Genomic DNA, 19,228 nt, shown 5'->3' with positions numbered 1-19,228 from the left:
TGACTGCGCAGGGCTTTTTGAATGCTGGACGCGAGAAGCCAGGCTCACAAACATGCCGGTATCTGCGCCCTATTCGATAACGATACAAAGCGTTGAAAGCGCGGTCTAGATCGCCAAGGCGCAGCATGCTGACGAAGTGCCGCGGTCACGATCGATGGCGCAATGGGGTGCGCTGCGAGGTGAAAGAGCACATTGCAGCCGCCGAGCGCAGCAGCTCCGGTTGCAATGGCACTGAAGACCTGCGGATCGCTTGAAGAAAAAGGCCTATGAGGCAATGAATACACAGGGAGCCACGTGATGATTGAGACCGCAGGAGGTTCGGCAAATTGCCTCGCGCCGGGCGTCCATATCGGCGAATACCGTCTGCTGGACGTTGTTGGAGAAGGTGGCTTTGGCATTGTGTATCGCGCCCGTGATGTGAGCCTTGACAGGATTGTTGCCATCAAGGAATACATGCCCGCCACCTTGGCGGGGCGTAAGTCATCCAACGAAATCCACGTCCGTTCGCAGCATCGTGGGGCATTCGACGCAGGGCTGCGAAGCTTCATCAACGAAGCCCGACTGCTGGCCAAGTTTTCACATCCAGCCCTGGTACACGTGTACCGATTCTTCGAACTGAATGGCACAGCCTACATGGTCATGCGTCATTACGAAGGGCAGACGTTCAGAACGTTTTTAAACGCTCAACAAGAACGCATGAACCAACGCATGTTGGCCGCGATAGTAGGCCCCATCCTCGATGTCGTCGAAATGCTGCATGCGGCCGACTGCTATCACCGCGATATCGCCCCCGACAACGTATTCCTTCAAAACTCAGGCATGCCGGTGCTGCTCGATTTTGGGGCCGCACGACGAATCATCGGCGACATGACGCAGGCCCTGACAATGGTATTGAAGCCAGGCTTCGCTCCTATTGAGCAGTACGTAGACGACGGAGCCATGCCGCAGGGAGCCTGGACAGACATCTACCAAATTGGCGCAATGCTCTACCTGGCGATCACAGGCAAGCCTCCGGCGACCTCGGTAGCCAGGATGATCAACGACCCGGTAGTCGCTCTGTCGCCTACTGACTACCCAGGATACTCATCCCAGTTTCTGCGTGGAGTGGGGCAGGCACTGGCGGTGAAGCCTCAGGATCGGCCACAGACGATCGCTGCACTCAAGGAGCTGCTTGGCATCACAACGTTCACCATGCCCATGCATGCGCCCTGGCACGATGCCGTACCAGGTGCGCAGGCGGTTACCTCTTCGCTCTCGCATCCGACGCTGCCAGCCTCTGACACCACGGGACTGCGTGAATCGTTGAAAACCACCGGAGCAGCCACCGAGGCCAACGCATCGTTGCCGTTCAACAATTCGGCGGAACGCGCACAGCACGGGCCGATTGCTGCGATGTCCTCTCTCGCGCATCCAACACCACCGCAAGCAACGGTCGCCACCGACAACAGCCATATTCCACAGCTTGACCCCCAGACCTCGTCTGGCCCATCAACAGGCACTTCCACGGCGGCACCCCAACCGACCGAGGAGCCTAGCGCGCAGAAACGACAAGATGTAGAGATCAGCAATCTCCGGCATACGCGCAAGCGTACTTTGACGCTGCGATGGGCGACCGCGGCTCTCGCGCTTTGCGTAGCTACAGGGTTAGCGTTTTGGCTGACCAAGCACGACGGGGGCGCACGCCACTCCGCAGAAGATATCGCACTGAATCTTGAAGATCAGCATTGGAAAGAAGCACAAGCTGCGGGCTCTGTCGCCATGCTGGACTCGTACCTGAGCGCTTATCCGAAGGGTAAGCATCGCAGCGAAGCTATGGCACTCATCGGTCGTCTGGAGGTTCAAGAGCCCGTTGTTAGCCCACCGCCTGCGGCCGTAGCGTCCGTGCCAACACAGGCTGTCGTTGCTGCCACCCCAGTGCCCGCAGCGTCAGCGCCGCCTGCAACGACGACCCAAAAGGCTGTAACGGCGGCAACGCCAACACCTCCGCCCAAAGCAGATCCTGCCGTTGCTGATTCGGGAGTAGCCGCCAAGTCTTCGCCAAAGACTGTGGCAGAGGTTGGGCGTGTTGTGCTTCGCGTGAGTCCCTGGGGCCGGATCTCGGTGAATGGCAACTCTTTGGGAACCACCCCACCACTGACGTCGATTGAGCTTCCTGAAGGCTTGCATCGCATCGACGTGAGCAATCCAGCCGCAGCATCAGTCTCCAAGACAGTTCAGGTCAAAAAAGGCGAGCCGGTGGTGATCAGTCACCAGTTCGAATAATTCACGTCCACAAGCGGCTGCTGTCGATATGCCAATGAACGCTTTACTGCGATGGGGAGCTTGTTGCCTGTGCCTATGTCTGGGTCTCGGCACTGCAATTGCCTCGGTGGATTGCAACGAACCAAGCACACCTGAAGCGAGGAACTCGGATTCTTCGGCTGGACGTCAATACCTAGGACAGGGCATATCGCTCTACGAGACGCGAAAGCTGGAGCTGGCAGAAAAAGCACTACAGGCTTCACTGTTTGCAGGACTGGCAGATGGGCGGGAGCGATCTACCGCTCACAAATACCTTGCTTTCATTTATTGCACCAATCGGGAATGGACCCGGTGCGACACCGCGTTCAACGCAGCTTTCGACGCGCGCCCTTCGTTCACGCTTGAAGCGTACGAGCTGCAGAACACCCCATGGCGGGATGCCTATGCGAAGGCCTACAGCCAGCGCGGTGCAAAGTGCGGCCGGTCCTTCGCAAGCTTCAGCAACAGTCAAGGATCTTCCCCAGGCAATAGCAACGCTTTCACCTTTTCGCTCAACAGCACTGTGATCACAGCGATCACGCCGCTGCTGGCCGTTGCAGGCTATCCCACACCATCGTTCGACCCGACGTCCCCAATGGCACTGGGTGTGCGGAGGCCAATGCGCTCCGAGAACAACATTCTGCTGCGCGTTTCACCGTGGGCCTATGTGACTCTCAATGGAAAGCGAGTGGGTGTGACGCCACCGCTCACAGAACTCAAGCTTCCCCCAGGCTCACACAACATTGAGTTGAGTAACCCCGGCTTCGATACCGTGCGCAAGACGCTCAAGGTCGAGCCAGATCAACCGATCACCATCACCCATGACTTTGATGCGAGATAAATCCATGCGAAACCGCTACTGGAGCGCCTTGATCGTTGCCTGCGCCAGCTTTTTCCTGACCGCTTGCGAAACGGCACCAAAGCCCCCCGAGCCCCAGGTGGAAGCACCGCCGCCACCGCCCCCAGCTCCCGAGCCCGTCGCACCCGTGGATCCGCGCGCGGAGAAGGAAGCACAACTGACCGAAGCCTTGAACGTCTACGCAGAAGGGCAGTTCGATGAAGCCATCGCCAAGCTCACACCTCTTGCCGATGCCACCGAGCTACCGCTGACATTGCAGATCAAGGCCCGTAAGTTCATGGCCTTCAGCCACTGCGCCGCAGGACGGCCGCGCCCCTGCCGGCAGCAGTTCGAGCTCGCCCTGGAGCAAGACCCCACGTTCCAGCTCACCGAGGCAGAAAAGGGCCACCCCGTCTGGGGCCGTGAATTCATCAATGCCCGCAATGCTGCGCGATCCAAGCGCAACAACCGCAAGACGTCTTGACGCCCTGCCAGACAACACAAGCGCAAATACGCAATGGACAAGATAGAACTGGTGGTCACGCACGACGCGGGTGGCCCGGTGAGCCGCTATTGGTCCGCCATTTTTGGGATGGCTGGCGGGACCGTGGGTCGCGCAGGGCAAAACAAACTGGTATTGCCCGATGACGATGCGATGGTTGCGCGCGTGCATGCGATGGTCCGCTTGGACTCCGACCAAGCCTACATCGCCAATCTGTGCGAACGCCGCTCAGTACACGTGAACGGGCGGGAGGTGCTGTCCGGGCAGGAGGTACCACTGGTGCCCGGAACAAGCGTAGGCATTGGTCCTTATCAATTGCGCGCAGTCATTCCAGGGCAACACTCCAATTTGCAGGCTACACCGGCGAAGGTTTCCTGCACTCGCACAGAAGGCATCTCAGAGTCTGCATCGGCAGTTAGTACCAGCGCGCAGCCGGTGACCTCCATACCGGGCGCCAATGCCTCCGCCTCGGCAATTGATCTCGCCTCCCTGCCCAACCCCTGGGCAGACATACCAGTCATCGAGGGCGAAGACCCGCACCTGTCGGGCATTTTGCTCTCGTCCCTGCCCAAAGCGCCATCGCGGCACGTGGCGGATTCTGGCGCTGCGGAGGACAACCCCTTTGCAATGCTCGGACGGGTGGAAGCCAGCTCTGCGGCGACGCTTGTCCCTGAACAGTGCCCTAGCGAGCGAGGGCCCACCTCTGCAATGACAGTGACGCACTCGGCCTCTTCCCTGTCAGTGGCGGACAAACCGCATGCAGAGATTCCGAAAAAAAACATCACACCTCACCCGTTCGATATTTCTACCGCTACAGACCGGCCCGCTCAGGTACCGCCGACAGCGCATCGAGCGATGGTCATTCCCGACGACTTCAATCCATTCGCAGCGGACCCCAAGGAACAAGCCCTCCAGCGTGACCCCTGGAGCGGGGATCTTGCTGCCAAGAGCTTGGCCGAAGTGGCCCAACTCAAGAACGACGAGTTGCTCCAGGCCCTGCCCAGAACGGGGCAGTTCGCAGGCGACATGGACAATGCCGCACATACTGGGCTGCCCAAACAGCTGGACCCAGCCATCGAACTGAATCCGCTGAAGCTCTTTCGTGAACCCGGTGAGTCGATGTATGCGGAGCCGGAAGACCATAGCATGTCCCGCGGCTCGGATTTGGCCCAGGTGTTCAACATGCCCCGCGATGCCCGACGGCACAATGCGACGGCGCTGCCAGATACGTTTACTCATGAGCTGCCCCCCCCCAACCGTCTCGACGTCACGGCAACTCCAGTGCCTGCGCCACCCATTGAACCTGTTGCGCAGGCAGGTCTTCAAGCAATGCAAGGGCTGGACTTGGCGCTGTTCGACGGCGGTGACGCCGCGCAGGTACCGGCTGAGGAGGACTTGCTGAAGGTCACCGGCATCCAGCCGCCGCATCTAGTGTCGAACTCCACACCCAAACACGCCACCCAGTCCGCATCACCCTCCGCGTCAACATCGACCGCCGCTGACCCCCATGCGCCAGTGCGTACAACGATAGCTTCATCGGAGGCACTTGCCGCTGCTTTTCTCCAAGGGGCAGGGATAGATCCCGGCAAAGCACATGTCACCATCACGCCGGATTTCATGCACGTTTTCGGCGAAGCCCTGCGGGTAGCAGTACAAGGATCCATCGACCTCCTCTCTGCGCGCTCGGAAATCAAACGTGAATTCCGAGCAGACGTCACCATCATTGCCTCAGGAGCCAACAACCCCCTCAAGTTCCTGCCGACGGCAGAGGGCGTCATGCTGCAGCTCATTGGGCAAACGTTTCCGGGATTCATGAAGCCGGTACCCGCAATGAAGGAAGCGTACAAAGACCTGGCGGTGCACCAGATCGCACTGATGGCCGGCATACGCGCCGCCTACGCAGAGGCGGTGGCAAGCCTTAGCCCTGCAGAGCTAGAGAAGAACGCGGCGGTGGCATCCAGCCTACTGACCAAAATATCCAGCGTGCACCGTAAAGCCGCGCTGTGGGACGACTTCCAGCAGCGATACGACTCCGTGCGTCGCCACGCAGAAGACGACCTTATGGCGTTCTCAGGGAAAACCTTCGTGAATGCTTACGAAGCCGCTGCACAGTCCGCCGAGGGGCATCTGTGATCGCACATATCGCGGGCGAGTCGCACCGCTTTCAACTATCGGTGTCGGCCATCACGGACAAAGGCGGCCGGGCATCCAACGAAGACTACCTGGGCATGATCGATCTCGGGTCGAGGGGATTTTGCTGCACCCTGGCGGATGGAGCGGGAGGCCATGGCAACGGTGCGCTGGCCGCACGCCTGACGGTGGACGCCGTGCTGGGAGGCTACCGCGAGAACCCCATGTTTGCGCCAGCCAGCTTGGCATCGCTCATCTTTCGAGCCGAGCACACAGTGTCCGGGGAACAGCCCACCTCCATATCGCGGATGCACATGAGCGCCACCGTGGTCCTGCTGTGCATAGATCCAGTTACCGGCCGCGCGCTCTGGGCCCACTGGGGCGACTCTCGGCTGTACTGGTTCCGGGAGGGCCGGGTTCACCGCATGACCGAAGACCACAGCGTTGTGCAGCAGCTTTTACACGCGGGCTTGTATGCCAACGGCGATCCCAGGTCGCTGCCCAATCGCAGCGTCCTGGCCGGTGCAGTAGGTGCCGAGTCGCAGGTGCCGCCCACCGTGCTGCATGAATCCATGGAGCTGACGGGGGGTGACGCCTTTCTGCTGTGCTCCGACGGACTTTGGGAAAACCTCCACGAGTCCGCGATGGAACAAGCGCTGCAGGCCGCAGAGCGGCCCGACGTCTGGCTGCAGGACATGGCGGAAGCCGTCCGTTCCAAAGGGCGCCCCCATCAGGACAACCTCAGCGCACTGGCCGTGTGGGTATCCACAAACCAGACCGTCAACTGAACTGAATCGAACTGCTCACCGAACGGGAGGATGCCGCCATGCAGATGACCAAGAAAGCCGTATCAAGGCGAACGATCCTGAAGACCGCCCCCTGGCTGTCATTAGCAGCACTGCCTCTGTCTGGATGCGGCGTGGTGAACACACTCAATCGCCCCAGCGAAGCACCCACTGGGGTGCCGCCAGCCGTCATCGAGATCATCGCCGAAAGAAGCCTGAACCCTGACGTGGACGGCATGCCCAAGCCGGTACTGCTGCGCATCTACGAGTTGCGCACCCCCGTCACCTTCGAACGCTCCAGCTTCTTCGACCTGTTGGACAAGGACGAAAGCCAGCTCGGCGGCGACTTCGTGCGGCGAGAAGAGATCCTGATTGCACCGGGTGAGCGCCGCGTCATCGAACGCAAAGGCAACCCCGACGTGCGTGCTTTCGGTTTCTTCGCCAGCTATCGCGATCTCGAACGCAGCACCTGGCGCGCACATGTCGATGCCCCGAACTCGGTGGAAATGCGCCGCCGCTGGTGGGGTCTTGGAGAAACACAGCGGCTCAAACCCGTTCACTACCTGGTCACAGTCTCGCGCGATGCCGTCCGGGTTCAACATCAAATCACTTCAAGGTAGCAGCATGGTTTGGCAACGCAAGGTGGTGTGGGCGGAGGGGATGTTCCTGCGCCCACAGCACTTTCAACAACAAGAGCGACACCTGGACTTTCTGATCCAGGGGCGCAGTCTTTCGGCCCAGCCTTTTTACTGGGGCTTCTCGGAGCTGACGCTAGACACTCAGATGCTGGCGCTCGGCAAGGTTGCCCTGATCTCTGCGCAAGGTGTGTTGCCTGACGGCACACCCTTTCGGATCCCGGAGGTGGACGAGGCTCCCCCTCCGTTTGATGTGGGGAAAAACACCAAGGACACGCTGGTTCATCTGTCACTCCCTCTGCGACGGCGTAGCGGCGCAGAGGTCACCCTGGCCGACGGCGATGCAGGTATGACACGCTACCAGGCACAGGTGCTGGAAGTGGCCGACATCAATGATGTGGGTGCGCAGCCGGCGGAGGTTCAGCTGGGTATCGCCCGGTTCAGCCTGCGCACTTCGCATGACCTGTCCGACGGTTGGGTATCTCTGCCCGTGGCCCACGTGGTGGAACGCAAGGCAGATGGAGCGGCCTTGCTGGACAAAACCTTCATCCCGACCGTCGTCAACAACTCAGAGACCTCCGCACTGTTCGCGTTTTGCCGCGAGCTTCATGGCCTGTTGCGCCAGCGGGGCGCTGCGCTGGAGGAGCGGCTGATCCAGCCAGGACGCGGCGGCGTCGGCGAGGTAGGCGACTTCCTGATGCTGCAATTCATCAACCGATGGGAGCCTGCCGTGGAACATTGGGTCAGGGTCCGCAGCATTCATCCCGAGCGCCTTTTCGATAACCTGCTGAAAATGGCAGGCGAGCTGTCCACCTTCACCCGCGAGCAACGACGCCCCGCGCCACTGCCGGCTTACGACCACGACGACCTGCGCAGCTGCTTTCCTCCCTTGATGCTGGAACTGCGCCGCGGCCTTTCGTCGGTGCTTGAACAAAACGCCATCCAGATCGAACTGCAGGAGCGGCAATATGGCGTTCGTGTGGCCCTCATCCCATCCACAGAGCTGCTGACAACCTGCGATTTCGTGCTGGCAGTACACGCCCAGACCACAGTGGAATTCTTGCGCACCCACTTTCCCACCCAGACGAAGCTGGGGCCCGTCGAGAAGATCCGGGATCTCGTCAACCTCCACCTGCCGGGCGTCATCCTACGATCGCTGTCCGTGGCTCCACGCGAAATCCCCTACCACGCGGGGTACTCCTATTTTGAGGTGGACACCACACATGACCTGTGGCGCCAGCTCAACAGCTCAGGGGGCCTGGCGATGCATGTCTCGGGCGAGTTCCCGGAACTGCAGCTGGAATTCTGGGCGATCCGCAGATAAGAACAACCCATGTCGATCTCAATCACGGACAACGTTTTTGCCTTCAGCGCCAGCGACCATACCGAGCATGGCGCATTCGGCACGCCCGACATACCCATGTCTGGAGCAGACCCCCAGAATATGCCGCTCACGAGCCTGCCCGATGTGGTCAGCGGGGGCAATCCACTGGTGGCATCCGCGAACGTACTGCTCAATCTCGTGCCTCAGATCCGCGCGATGGCCTCGAACGCGGACCCCGAGGGCTTCCAGCGCCTGCTACTTGCAAACATCCGCGAATTCGAACGCAGTGCGGGTGTTGCAGGCGTTCCGATCGAGACTGTGATCGGGGCAAGGTACTGCCTGTGTACCGTGGTAGATGAGGCTGCGGCGCAAACGCCCTGGGGCGGCTCTGGTGTTTGGCCCAAGTTCAGCCTACTCGTTGCCTTGCACAACGAAACCTGGGGGGGCGAAAAGTTTTTCCAGCTGCTGGCCAAGCTTGTTCAGACGCCGCACCAGCACATCGACCTGATCGAGCTGATGTACTTCTGCCTCATGCTCGGATTTGAAGGCCGCTACCGCGTGATCGAGAACGGGCGAAGCCAGCTGGAAACACTCAAGGCCCGTCTGTTGGCCTTGATCGAAAGCACACGCGGCGATCGCAGCGGCGCACTATCACTTCGCTGGAGAGGCGAGGAACGCAAGGCGACGCCCCCGTGGACCATGGTGCCGCTGTGGGTGGCTACAGCACTCGCGCTGCTGCTCGCATTCGCACTCTTCCTCTGGTTCAGCTACCGGCTCGCAGCACAGTCCGACGCACTGTTCGCCTCCATCAACGGCATTCGGTTCCCCAAGGCCATCGCGGCCGTAGCGAGCACGGACAAGCCCCGGCTGCGCCAATTCCTCGAACCTGAAATCCGCGAAGGTCTGGTCGAGGTCATTGACCAAGCTGATCGCAGCACGATCATCCTGCGCGGCGACGGCTTGTTCGACGCGGGCTCCAACGTGGTCAAGCCTCGCTATGTGCAGGTGATCCAGCGCATCGCCACCGCCTTGAACGAAGTACCCGGCAAAGTGGTCGTGAATGGCTACACCGACAACTCGCCCATTCGCACGGCGAGGTACCCCTCCAACTGGCACCTCTCCCAAGACCGGGCTCGGTCCGTCTCAGACATGCTGCTGAGCACCGTCCAAGACAGTCAGCGCGTGCATGCTGAAGGCCGTGGAGAAGCGGACCCTGTGGCACCCAACACCACAAGCGAAGGCAAGGCAAGGAATCGACGCGTGGAAATCGTTCTGCTGGTAGCACCCCAGGTACGTGACAAAGAGCTGCAGCTCAACGGCGATGCCCCGCGGACTGAAAGCGTCAAGAAATGAGCATGCTGAGAAATATGGCAGCGCTGCTGTTCAATCGTTTTACCCTGGCCTTCATCGGCCTGGTTTTGCTGAGCCTGGTGATCTGGTTCATCGGCCCTTTGGTTTACATCAAGCCGTATCAGCCACTGGAAAGCGAGAGCCTGCGCTGGGCCCTCATCGCCGCACTATTCGCCATCTGGGTGATCAAGTTACTCTTTCACTGGTGGCGTGCCAAACGCATGAACGACAGGCTCATGGGGCAGATCGCACGGATGACGGCTGGTCGTGACACCCCTCAAGAACTGGCACCTGGCCAGGAAGAGGTGACTGAACTGGAGGGGCGTTTCAAAGAGGCCGTAGGGATTCTTTCCAAAACCCGCTTTGGCTCCACAGAAAGCGGCCTGTTCGGCCGTTTTACCAAACGCTACGTGTATCAGCTGCCCTGGTACCTGATCATTGGCTCTCCAGGATCGGGCAAGACCACTGCACTGGCCAACTCGGGGCTTGACTTCCCACTGGCCGAACAGTTCGGAAAGGGATCGATCCGAGGCGTGGGCGGTACACGCAACTGCGACTGGTGGTTCACAGACCAAGCAGTGCTGCTGGATACCGCTGGCCGGTACACCACGCACGAGAGCGATGTCGTGCAAGACAAGGCCGCCTGGTCGGGCTTTCTACAGCTTCTGAAGCGCTTTCGCGGACGGCAGCCCATCAATGGCGTCATCGTGACGCTCAGCGTCCAAGAACTCTTGAGCAGTACTGAAGCGGAGCGCGCGCGCCTGGCAAAGACCATCGGCGCGCGGCTCGGGGAGCTGTGCGATGAACTTGCTATCAAGTTCCCCGTGTACGTACTGATCACCAAGGCTGACCTGCTGGCGGGCTTCAATGAGTTTTTCGGCCAGATGACGCGCGATGAGCGCGCCCAGGTCTGGGGCTTCACCCAGCAATACAGAGAAAATGCTTCGTCCAGCGTTGACCCTACGGGCCAGTTCACCGCAGAGTTTGACGCGCTGGTGACACAAATCAATCGCCTGCTTCCCCAGCGCCTGCTGGCTGAGCCGGACCTTGTCCGGCGTGGCCTGATCTACGGGCTACCCCAGCAGTTTGTGGGCCTGCGCGAACTGGTACACCAAACGTTGCAGGAGGCCTTCTCCTCTTCGCGCTTCAAAGAGAAGCCCTTGTTCCGTGGCGTGTATTTCACCAGCGGTACGCAAGAGGGCATGCCCTTTGACCGTGTGCTGTCAGCGCTCAAGCGGCGGTTTGCTATCGCCACCCCACTGAAGCCTGGAGCAGGGCCACAAGGCAAAAGCTTTTTCATCGAGACCCTCTTCAAGGGGGTGATGTTCAACGAAGCAGGGTTGACCGGCCGCAACGCCAAGAAGGAACGGCAGCTCCGACTACTTCAGGCAGGCGGTCTCATCGGCCTGACTCTGGCACTGGGTGGCGCTGCGCTGGCCTGGGGCATCAGTCACCAGAACAACCTGGCCTACCTGGACGAAGTGAAGACCAGTGTGGGCACCCTGCGACAAGCGGTTGAAGATGCCAAAACAAGCGACCCAGAAAATCTGGTGGCGCTCTTGCCGATGCTGGACCATGCAGAATCGCTCGCCGTCAGCGAGCGGTACACGGGCTCGCCACCGCTGAGTTGGCGTTGGGGTCTACTGCAGGTCCCGAAAGTGGAGACAGCAGCCGACACCACCTACCTGCGCCTTCTGGAAGACGCATGGCTGCCCGGCATCGTGCGGCAGTTGCGCCGCTCGTTACAGCAAACCTCGACCAGCAACCCTGAGGCCAGCTACGAAGCGCTGAAGGCCTATCTGATGATCCATGACGCCGACCGCTTCGACGCCCGAACGGTGAAGGCCTGGATCCGACATGAATGGGACGCCAGTCTGACGCCCCAGCTGCTGCAGGCAGGCGTGGGCGATCGCCTTTCTCACCACCTGGACCGGCTCATTGACGATCGTGTGGTGATTTCGCCAACACCGGTCGACACTGTACTGGTGGGTGAGGTACGTCAACGCCTTGCACAGATGTCCCCCGCGCAGCGCGCATACAGCCGCTTGAAGCAATTGTTGATCACGGGCAATAACCTGCCTGCTGACTTCAGTGTTGTGCGCGCCAGCGGCCCCGAAGCACCGCAGGTGTTCAGCCGCCGCAGCGGCCGGCCACTGACTCAGGGAATATCCGGTCTGTTCACCTATGACGGATACCACGGCGTGTTCCTGCACGAACTGCCCAAGGTCACGACACTGCTGTCCAAGGAAGAAGGCTGGGTGCTTGGACAGGCTGATGGCAAGCGCAGCACTGCCCAGGAGGTACTGACCGGTCAGGTCGCCAACGAGGTAAAACGCCTGTACCTGATGGAGTACGCCAAGCTGTGGGAGGACTATCTGGCTGACGTGCGCCCCACCCGCATCGGATCACTGGATCAGGCGGGGGAGCAGGCTCGCCTTTATTCATCCGCCAACTCGAGCCTGGAACAGTTCATCCGCGCCGTCGCCAAAGAAACGACGCTGGCTCGGCGCCCCGATGCAGATGCGGATAGCAGCGGAGCCAGCACCAGCAGTTGGCTGGGAGAGAAGCTGAACCGCATTCGTGAGGAACAGCGGCAACTCAGCAGGCTGACCGGCAAGCAGGTCAACGTGGGGGGCCTCACCCCCAGCGGAACCCTGGAAGCCGACATCGTGGACTTCCGCTTCCGCGAATACCGCCGACTGGCGACCAGCAACGGCTCGGGCCCTTCGCCACTGACACAGAGCCTGCAGGTACTCAATGAGGCGTCTGCAGTGATCGCATCGGCCCGCCAGCAGGTGAAATCGGGAGGCACCATTCCGCCGACGCTTTCATCGACCCTTGAAAGGGTGCGTGCAGAAGCCAAGCGTCTGCCTCCGCCGCTCAACCTGATGTACACCGATCTGGCTGAGGCGACATCCACCATGGTCGGGCGCGACGTGCGCAGCACCATTGGGGGCAATTTGAATGCGACCATCGGTGACTTCTGCCGCCGCGCCGTACTGGGTAGATACCCATTTACACGCAGCGCAGGACGCGACGTCACGGCCGATGATTTCGCCAAACTGTTCGCTATGGGTGGCGTCATGGATGAATTCTTCCGCAGCACGCTACAGCCCATGGTCGACATCTCCGCGTCCACCTGGACGTTCAAGCAAGGTGTGGACGGAACCCCTGTTGGAGGATCGGCCTCGCTGGCATCGTTTCAGAAAGCGGCCACCATCCGCGATGTCTACTTTCGGGCAGGGGGCAAGGCGCCCGGTATCCGCCTGGACATCAAGCCCATCGAAATGGATGCGACCATCTCGCAGATGGTCCTGGATGTGGATGGAGACGTGCTTCGTTACCAGCACGGGCCACAGATCCCCAAATCCATGAATTGGCCGGGCACGCGGGGTACAGGTCAGGTGAGGCTGCAGATCACCAGCACCAACGGTGAAAACTCAGGATTGGTCACGGAAGGTCCATGGGCGCTGCATCGACTATTCGACCGCGCGCAGCTTCTTCCGGGCAATGCGCCGGAGAAGTTCTCCGCAATCTTTAATGTAGATGGGCGCAGGGTACGGTTTGAAGTCACTACCAGCAGCGTATTCAATCCATTTCGCCTCAAGGCCATGGAAGAGTTCGAATGCCCGAGCAACCTCTGAGCAGCGATCTCCGTAGCATGCTGGCGCCTGCTTCCATCGCTTGGTACGGCAAGTTGCCAAGCCTGGGTGACTTCGTGGGCCGGCGTATGCCGCATGCGCTCGCTTCCGAGTGGGATGCTTGGATGCGCGAGGGGATGGAACAACTGCGGCTGGCAGACGAAACCAGTTGGTCTGATACCTTCGTGAACGCCCCGTTGTGGTTCTTCATTACGTCCCTGAGCACACTAGGTTCACCGGTCATCGGCGCGCTCGCGCCCAGCATGGACCGTGTCGGACGCTATTACCCAATCACTGTGATGGCAACGGCGCCGCATGTGGGTTGCCCGTTTGCAGGCGACCTGCAAGTCAAGGAATTCCTCGCGGGTGCACGCTCTGCCATAGTGGATGCACGACGCCGCACGCTTTCCGTGGATGAGCTGGATCGGCGTGTCAGCCTGTTGCCCAGCCCTTTCGACACCACATTGCCCGGTGAGCGTGAGCCATCTCTCATCCAGGACATCTTGTCGGATCTGAACGAAGCCTCACAAGCTCACCAAGCCACAGCAAGCGATTTGACCGAACACATCGCGCTTCCTGCCGGCGAATGGAGAACGCACGCAGCGCACTTTGGCGAGCAAAGCCTGTGGTGGATTTCTCCCACCCATCGCCTGGGATACCGGGAACTGGTGCACCACGGCAAGGCAGACCGCAGGCTTTTCGCCCGGTTGTTCTCCAGACATTGACGTAACCAGCGCTCGCTGGCTCAAGGCCCATTCACCATGAAAAATCTCGAAGAACTCCTGAACGAAGCCCCCTCTGCGCCTCCGTGCGGTCCCGAGATGACCTACGCGGCGGATTTTTTGGCGCTGGAGCAATTGTCCCGCGGCAAGGCCGAACAGCAGTACGGCGACACCATCATTCCGGCCGAGGACCCCGACTGGCAATCCGTGGAAAGCAGTGCCTTGCATCTGCTTGTGCAGAGCAAAGACATGCGCATCGCTGGACTGCTGTGCCGATCCTGGACAAACACCGAAGGGCTCATCGGTCTAGCCCGTGGATTGGAGTTAATAGGCGCCCTGCTGGCAAAGTACTGGGACGACATCCACCCGTTGCCTGAAGACGGCGACTATTTCATGCGCATGAACGCTGTTGCCATGCTCAACGACGTGACCGGCCTACTGCGCGAGCTGAGGCAGACAGAGTTTCTCGCCTCCAATTTCGGTCACTTCACAGTACGCGACGCAGAGGCTCTGGCGCGCGGACAGCGTGCGGAATCCAATCCCCAGCTCACCATGGATCAACTGCGGCTGGGCATGGCCCACGCCATGGAACAGCAGCATCCCCTCCTTGTTGCGGTCTCCAAAGCGAAAGAAGCGCTCGAACAGCTGTTGCGGTTGTGCGATGACAAGCTACCCCATCACCAGCGGCCGGACATGGGCAACATTCAGTCTTTGGTCGCCCTGCTCTATAGCCTTCTGCCCAAGTCAGAACAAGCAGTTGCCGCCTCCACAGGCCCGGACAGCGGACCCGACGCAGTCGCGAACAACGAACCAGCTCTCGGCCTGGAGATCAGGAGCCGGGAGGATGCCATCAAACAGTTGGTCAAGATCGCCGAATTCCTTGAATACACAGAGCCTACCAACCCTGCCTCGCTCCTGATTCGCCGATCCGCAAAACTGATGGGCATGAACTTCATCGACCTCCTTCGCGAGCTCGCACCGCAGAGCCTGCAGCAAATCGAGTTGATCACCGGAGTGCAGCCGGAACAGACCTCTTGAACTACGAACTGTAACAGTCGCTACGCAGGTAGATCGGATACTTAAACACCGAAACAGTCGTCCATCTCAACGCCTCCAGGCTCCATGCAATCGTGGACTTTCTCACCCGCTAGTGGAGATTCTTTGAAGCGTGTGCGTCATGGTTGCACCAAGGGCTGTTTTCGACGCCAAGACCGTTCAGGAACGACCCGTTTCAACCACGACAAACCGTAGCGAATTCACACAACTTTGTAAGCATTTGAACCGGCAACCACGAGGTCTCGGCCAGAGGTTGATCGAACCAGACAACTTGAGAGAGAGGTAAACATGTCAATCACCAAAGTGGGTAAGAGCGGGCAGAAGTTCATCGCACGAAACCGCGCGCCACGCGTGCAAATTGAGTACGACGTGGAAATTTATGGGTCGGAGAAAAAGGTGCACATCCCCTTCGTCATGGGTGTGATGGCCGACTTGTCCGGCAAGCCTCTTGAAAACTTGCCGGAAATTGCCGATCGCAAGTTCCTGGACATCGACATCGACAACTTCGATGCCCGCATGAAGTCCATCAAACCTCGCGCTTCCTTTCTGGTGCCCAACACACTCACTGGCGAAGGCTATCTGAGCGTGGATCTGACATTTGAAAGCATGGACGACTTCTCGCCGGCCGCGGTGGCGCGCAACATCGGCCCGCTCAATACGCTGCTGGAGGCTCGCACCCAACTCCATAACCTGCTTTCGTACATGGACGGCAAGCAGGGAGCAGAAGAACTGATCCGCAAGGTACTCCAGGACCCCGCACTGCTCAAGTCTCTGGCGGCGAATGCCAAGCCCGCTGCAGACACCGCTGAGACGCCAGCGCAAAACGACGCCGCCTGAGACATCCCTGCCAACGGAGATCACCCATGAGTGCAGTAGTAGCCGCCACAGAATCATCCAACGCCCAGTCGCTAGAAGGCCACGACTTCGTGGCCTTGTTGAACAAAGAATTCAAACCTAAAACCGACCAGGCGCGCGACGCAGTAGAAGCTGCCGTACAGACGCTTGCACAGCAGGCGCTTGCATCGGTAACCACCATCTCCAACGATGCTTACCAGACCGTACAAGCCATCATTGCCGAGATCGACCGAAAGCTGTCCGAGCAAGTCAATCTCGTCATTCACCATGCGGAGTTTCAGAAGCTCGAAGGCGCCTGGCGCGGCCTGCAGCATCTGGTGACCAACACCGAGGTGGACGAGATGCTCAAGATCCGCGTGATGAACATCTCCAAGAAGGAGCTTCATCGCAACATGCGGCGCTACAAAGGCGTTGGCTGGGATCAGAGCCCCATTTTCAAAAAGGTTTACGAGGAGGAGTATGGCCAGTTCGGCGGAGAGCCCTTCGGGTGCCTGGTGGGCGACTACCACTTCGACCACAGTCCTCCGGATGTCGAACTGCTGGGAGAAATGGCCAAGGTGGCGGCGGCAGCCCACTGCCCTTTCATCTCCGGTGCATCACCAGCACTGATGCAGATGGATTCTTGGCAAGAACTGGCCAACCCTCGGGACCTGACCAAGATCTTCACCAACACTGAATACGCCGCTTGGCGCAGCCTGCGCGAGTCCGACGACTCCAAATACATCGGCCTCGCCATGCCCCGCTTCCTGGCCCGCCTTCCCTATGGTGCCAAGACGAATCCGGTGGACGAGTTCGACTTTGAAGAAGAAACCGCAAGCGGCAACCACAGCAAGTACTGCTGGGCCAATTCAGCGTATGCCATGGCGGTGAACATCAACCGCTCTTTCAAGTACTACGGCTGGTGCACATCCATCCGCGGTGTGGAATCCGGCGGCGCGGTGGAGAATCTGCCCGCACACACCTTTCCTACCGACGATGGTGGCGTAGACATGAAATGCCCCACCGAAATCGCAATCAGCGACCGCCGGGAGGCGGAGCTTGCGAAGAACGGTTTCATGCCGCTGGTCCACCGCAAGAACTCGGACGTTGCAGCTTTCATCGGCGCGCAGTCGTTGAACAAACCCGCCGAATACTATGACGCCGACGCCACGGCGAACGCCAATCTCTCGGCACGGCTGCCTTACATGTTCGCGTGCTGCCGCTTCGCGCACTACCTCAAGTGCATCGTGCGCGACAAGATCGGCTCGTTCAAGGAGCGCAGCGACATGGAGCGCTGGCTCAACGACTGGATCATGAACTACGTCGATGGGGATCCTTCCAACTCTTCTCAGGAAACCAAGGCACGCAAGCCCCTGGCTGCAGCGGAGGTTGAGGTGAATGAAGTGGAGGGTAATCCGGGGTACTACACCTCCAAGTTCTTCCTGCGCCCCCACTACCAGCTCGAAGGGCTGACGGTATCGCTGCGACTGGTTTCCAAATTGCCTTCTGTCAAGGAAGCTGGCAACTGACTGCCACTGGCCCAGTCAAGAAGAAGGAACGCGCTAGCCTGGGCTAGCGCGTTCCCCTCGCTTTTTTCACAACTTGGCGTCTCCCCCGATTTCTGCTGAATGACCCGCTGTCGTTTGCCGGCAGGTACTTTCACGAGTTTGAGTCCGAGCGCACCGCAACTCGGAATGGCCTTAGTGCACCTTCCTCCTTCGTCGGAGAAACGGCATCGCAATCGGTCATCCGTCAAGACGGCTGCGCAAGCTGACGCCCCAGATGATCACCACCAATTCTCAACGTGACTGCCATTCTCTTTGACTCCCAAAGCCCGTTGGACCTTCAACTCCATCGTGTCAAGGACGCGATCCGGGCCGAGCCCTCCAAGGCCTCGCTGCGCACTTACTATTTCCAGTTGCTTGCGGTGCTTGGCGACTGGGACAGGGCGCTGGCGCAGTTGCAGGTATGTGCGCAACTGGACCCCAAGGCCATTCCGATGGCACATGCCTACCGGGAAGCCATGCGCTGCGAATTGCTGCGCACCGAGGTTTTTGAAGGGCGTCGCACGCCTTACATCCTTGGGGAACCGTCGGCCTGGCTGAGTTACATGGTGGACGCGCTCAAAGCCCAGGCAGAAGGAACTCCCGATGCTGCGCTGCAATTGCGGGCCCAAGCCCTGGATATGGCACCGGCCCGCTCCGGCAAGCTCAACGCCGAACCTTTCGAATGGCTGAGCGACTCCGACTCGCGACTGGGGCCCGTGCTGGAATTTCACACCAATGGCTGCTACTACTGGGTTCCCTTCTCAGCGGTGCGTAGCATCTCCATGGAGAAACCCGCAGACCTTCGAGACCTTGTATGGCAGCCGGCAGAGCTGGTGTTGGTCAACGACAGCACGCTCCGAGGCCTGGTACCCACGCGCTATCCGCTGCAGGCTCACGATGACGACGGCCTGAGGCTGGCACGACGGACGGAATGGTCAGAGATCAGTGACGACCATGTGGCAGGCAGTGGCCAACGAATGTGGGTCTCTGACCAGGGAGACCATGCCTTGCTCGATGTGCGCACTATCTCCTTCGTGGATTGAAGCATTCCTGTCATGCAGTCCAGAAGACTCAGCGGTTTTGGAACCGAAAAGGATCGTCTTCAGCCGGCTCTACTGGATCGACTGACCGACCACGAGCCCACCAGAAGGACGGAACAGGCCGATGCGGTGTATGTCACCGAGTCGCGCCTGCGTGGGGCGCTGTTGCGCGATCTCGGTTGGCTACTCAACGCAAGCAATGCGTCGGGACAGATCGATTTTTCTGGCCTTGCACACGCCGAAAAATCCACGCTGAACTACGGGATGAATCCCCTGGCGGGTCAGCTGCTTTCCGACCTGGACTGGAAAGATGTCGAAGCCAACGTGAGCCGCGCGATCCTGGCGTTCGAGCCGCGGGTCCTGCCCGAATCACTGTCGGTGACTTTGCTGCCCTCGTTCGATTCACTCAACCACCACAACACCTTGCAGTTCGAGATCCGATGCCAGTTCTGGTCCATGCCCTACCCTCTAGAGCTGCTGCTCAAGACAAGTCTGGACCTGGAAACCGGTCAAGTGGTGTTGTCGGACCTCAGAAACTGACACC

General features: G+C 59.8%; 15 protein-coding genes. All 15 read left to right on the top strand.

The window, feature by feature from the left end; genetic code table 11:
- Positions 1–297 precede the first annotated feature (297 nt).
- Positions 298–2,262, top strand: coding sequence for a protein kinase domain-containing protein (locus ACOYR4_RS03065; protein ID WP_422848590.1), 1,965 nt, complete (start codon positions 298–300; stop codon positions 2,260–2,262).
- A 34-nt stretch (positions 2,263–2,296) separates the two neighbouring features.
- Positions 2,297–3,121, top strand: a complete 825-nt coding sequence (locus ACOYR4_RS03060) for a PEGA domain-containing protein (RefSeq protein WP_422848589.1) — start codon at positions 2,297–2,299, stop codon at positions 3,119–3,121.
- Complete coding sequence (locus tag ACOYR4_RS03055; protein ID WP_291442206.1) at positions 3,102–3,602, top strand: TssQ family T6SS-associated lipoprotein; 501 nt, start codon at positions 3,102–3,104, stop codon at positions 3,600–3,602. The genes ACOYR4_RS03060 and ACOYR4_RS03055 overlap by 20 nt, the downstream gene beginning before the upstream one ends.
- 33 nt (positions 3,603–3,635) lie before the next feature.
- Entirely contained in the window at positions 3,636–5,753 is a 2,118-nt protein-coding gene (tagH, locus tag ACOYR4_RS03050; RefSeq protein ID WP_422848588.1) for a type VI secretion system-associated FHA domain protein TagH, read from the top strand.
- Positions 5,750–6,538 carry a PP2C family protein-serine/threonine phosphatase gene (locus ACOYR4_RS03045; RefSeq protein ID WP_422848587.1) on the top strand — a complete coding sequence of 263 codons (789 nt, stop codon included), beginning with the start codon at positions 5,750–5,752 and terminating at the stop codon, positions 6,536–6,538. Before tagH ends, ACOYR4_RS03045 begins: the two co-directional genes overlap by 4 nt.
- Positions 6,539–6,576: 38 nt before the next feature.
- Complete coding sequence (gene tssJ, locus ACOYR4_RS03040; RefSeq protein WP_291442201.1) at positions 6,577–7,155, top strand: type VI secretion system lipoprotein TssJ; 579 nt, start codon at positions 6,577–6,579, stop codon at positions 7,153–7,155.
- 4 nt (positions 7,156–7,159) lie between these two features.
- Complete coding sequence (gene tssK / locus ACOYR4_RS03035) at positions 7,160–8,494, top strand: type VI secretion system baseplate subunit TssK (protein ID WP_422848586.1); 1,335 nt, start codon at positions 7,160–7,162, stop codon at positions 8,492–8,494.
- A 96-nt stretch (positions 8,495–8,590) separates the two neighbouring features.
- On the top strand, positions 8,591–9,847 hold the full coding sequence (locus ACOYR4_RS03030) for a DotU family type VI secretion system protein (protein WP_422849617.1): 1,257 nt from the start codon (positions 8,591–8,593) through the stop codon (positions 9,845–9,847).
- Positions 9,844–13,488, top strand: coding sequence for a type VI secretion system membrane subunit TssM (tssM, locus tag ACOYR4_RS03025; protein WP_422848585.1), 3,645 nt, complete (start codon positions 9,844–9,846; stop codon positions 13,486–13,488). Before ACOYR4_RS03030 ends, tssM begins: the two co-directional genes overlap by 4 nt.
- Complete coding sequence (tagF, locus tag ACOYR4_RS03020; RefSeq protein ID WP_422848584.1) at positions 13,470–14,210, top strand: type VI secretion system-associated protein TagF; 741 nt, start codon at positions 13,470–13,472, stop codon at positions 14,208–14,210. The genes tssM and tagF overlap by 19 nt, the downstream gene beginning before the upstream one ends.
- A 36-nt stretch (positions 14,211–14,246) precedes the next feature.
- Complete coding sequence (gene tssA / locus ACOYR4_RS03015) at positions 14,247–15,245, top strand: type VI secretion system protein TssA (RefSeq protein WP_422848583.1); 999 nt, start codon at positions 14,247–14,249, stop codon at positions 15,243–15,245.
- 306 nt (positions 15,246–15,551) lie between these two features.
- Positions 15,552–16,100, top strand: a complete 549-nt coding sequence (tssB, locus tag ACOYR4_RS03010; RefSeq protein ID WP_209816332.1) for a type VI secretion system contractile sheath small subunit — start codon at positions 15,552–15,554, stop codon at positions 16,098–16,100.
- A gap of 26 nt (positions 16,101–16,126) precedes the next feature.
- Positions 16,127–17,626, top strand: a complete 1,500-nt coding sequence (gene tssC, locus ACOYR4_RS03005) for a type VI secretion system contractile sheath large subunit (RefSeq protein ID WP_291442187.1) — start codon at positions 16,127–16,129, stop codon at positions 17,624–17,626.
- Positions 17,627–17,901: 275 nt separating this feature from the next.
- Positions 17,902–18,687: a type VI secretion system accessory protein TagJ gene (locus ACOYR4_RS03000; protein WP_209816334.1), complete on the top strand. Its 786-nt coding sequence runs from the start codon at positions 17,902–17,904 to the stop codon at positions 18,685–18,687.
- Positions 18,688–18,699: 12 nt separating this feature from the next.
- Positions 18,700–19,224 (top strand): type VI secretion system baseplate subunit TssE, encoded by a 525-nt coding sequence (gene tssE, locus ACOYR4_RS02995; protein ID WP_209816335.1) that lies wholly within the window; start codon positions 18,700–18,702, stop codon positions 19,222–19,224.
- The last annotated feature ends 4 nt before the right edge of the window (positions 19,225–19,228 follow it).

Origin of the sequence: Acidovorax sp. M14, from assembly GCF_049331375.1 — a bacterium.
Lineage (GTDB): Bacteria > Pseudomonadota > Gammaproteobacteria > Burkholderiales > Burkholderiaceae_C > Acidovorax.
Note: the sequence above shows the minus strand (reverse complement) of the source record. Positions and strands in the feature narration are given on the sequence as shown.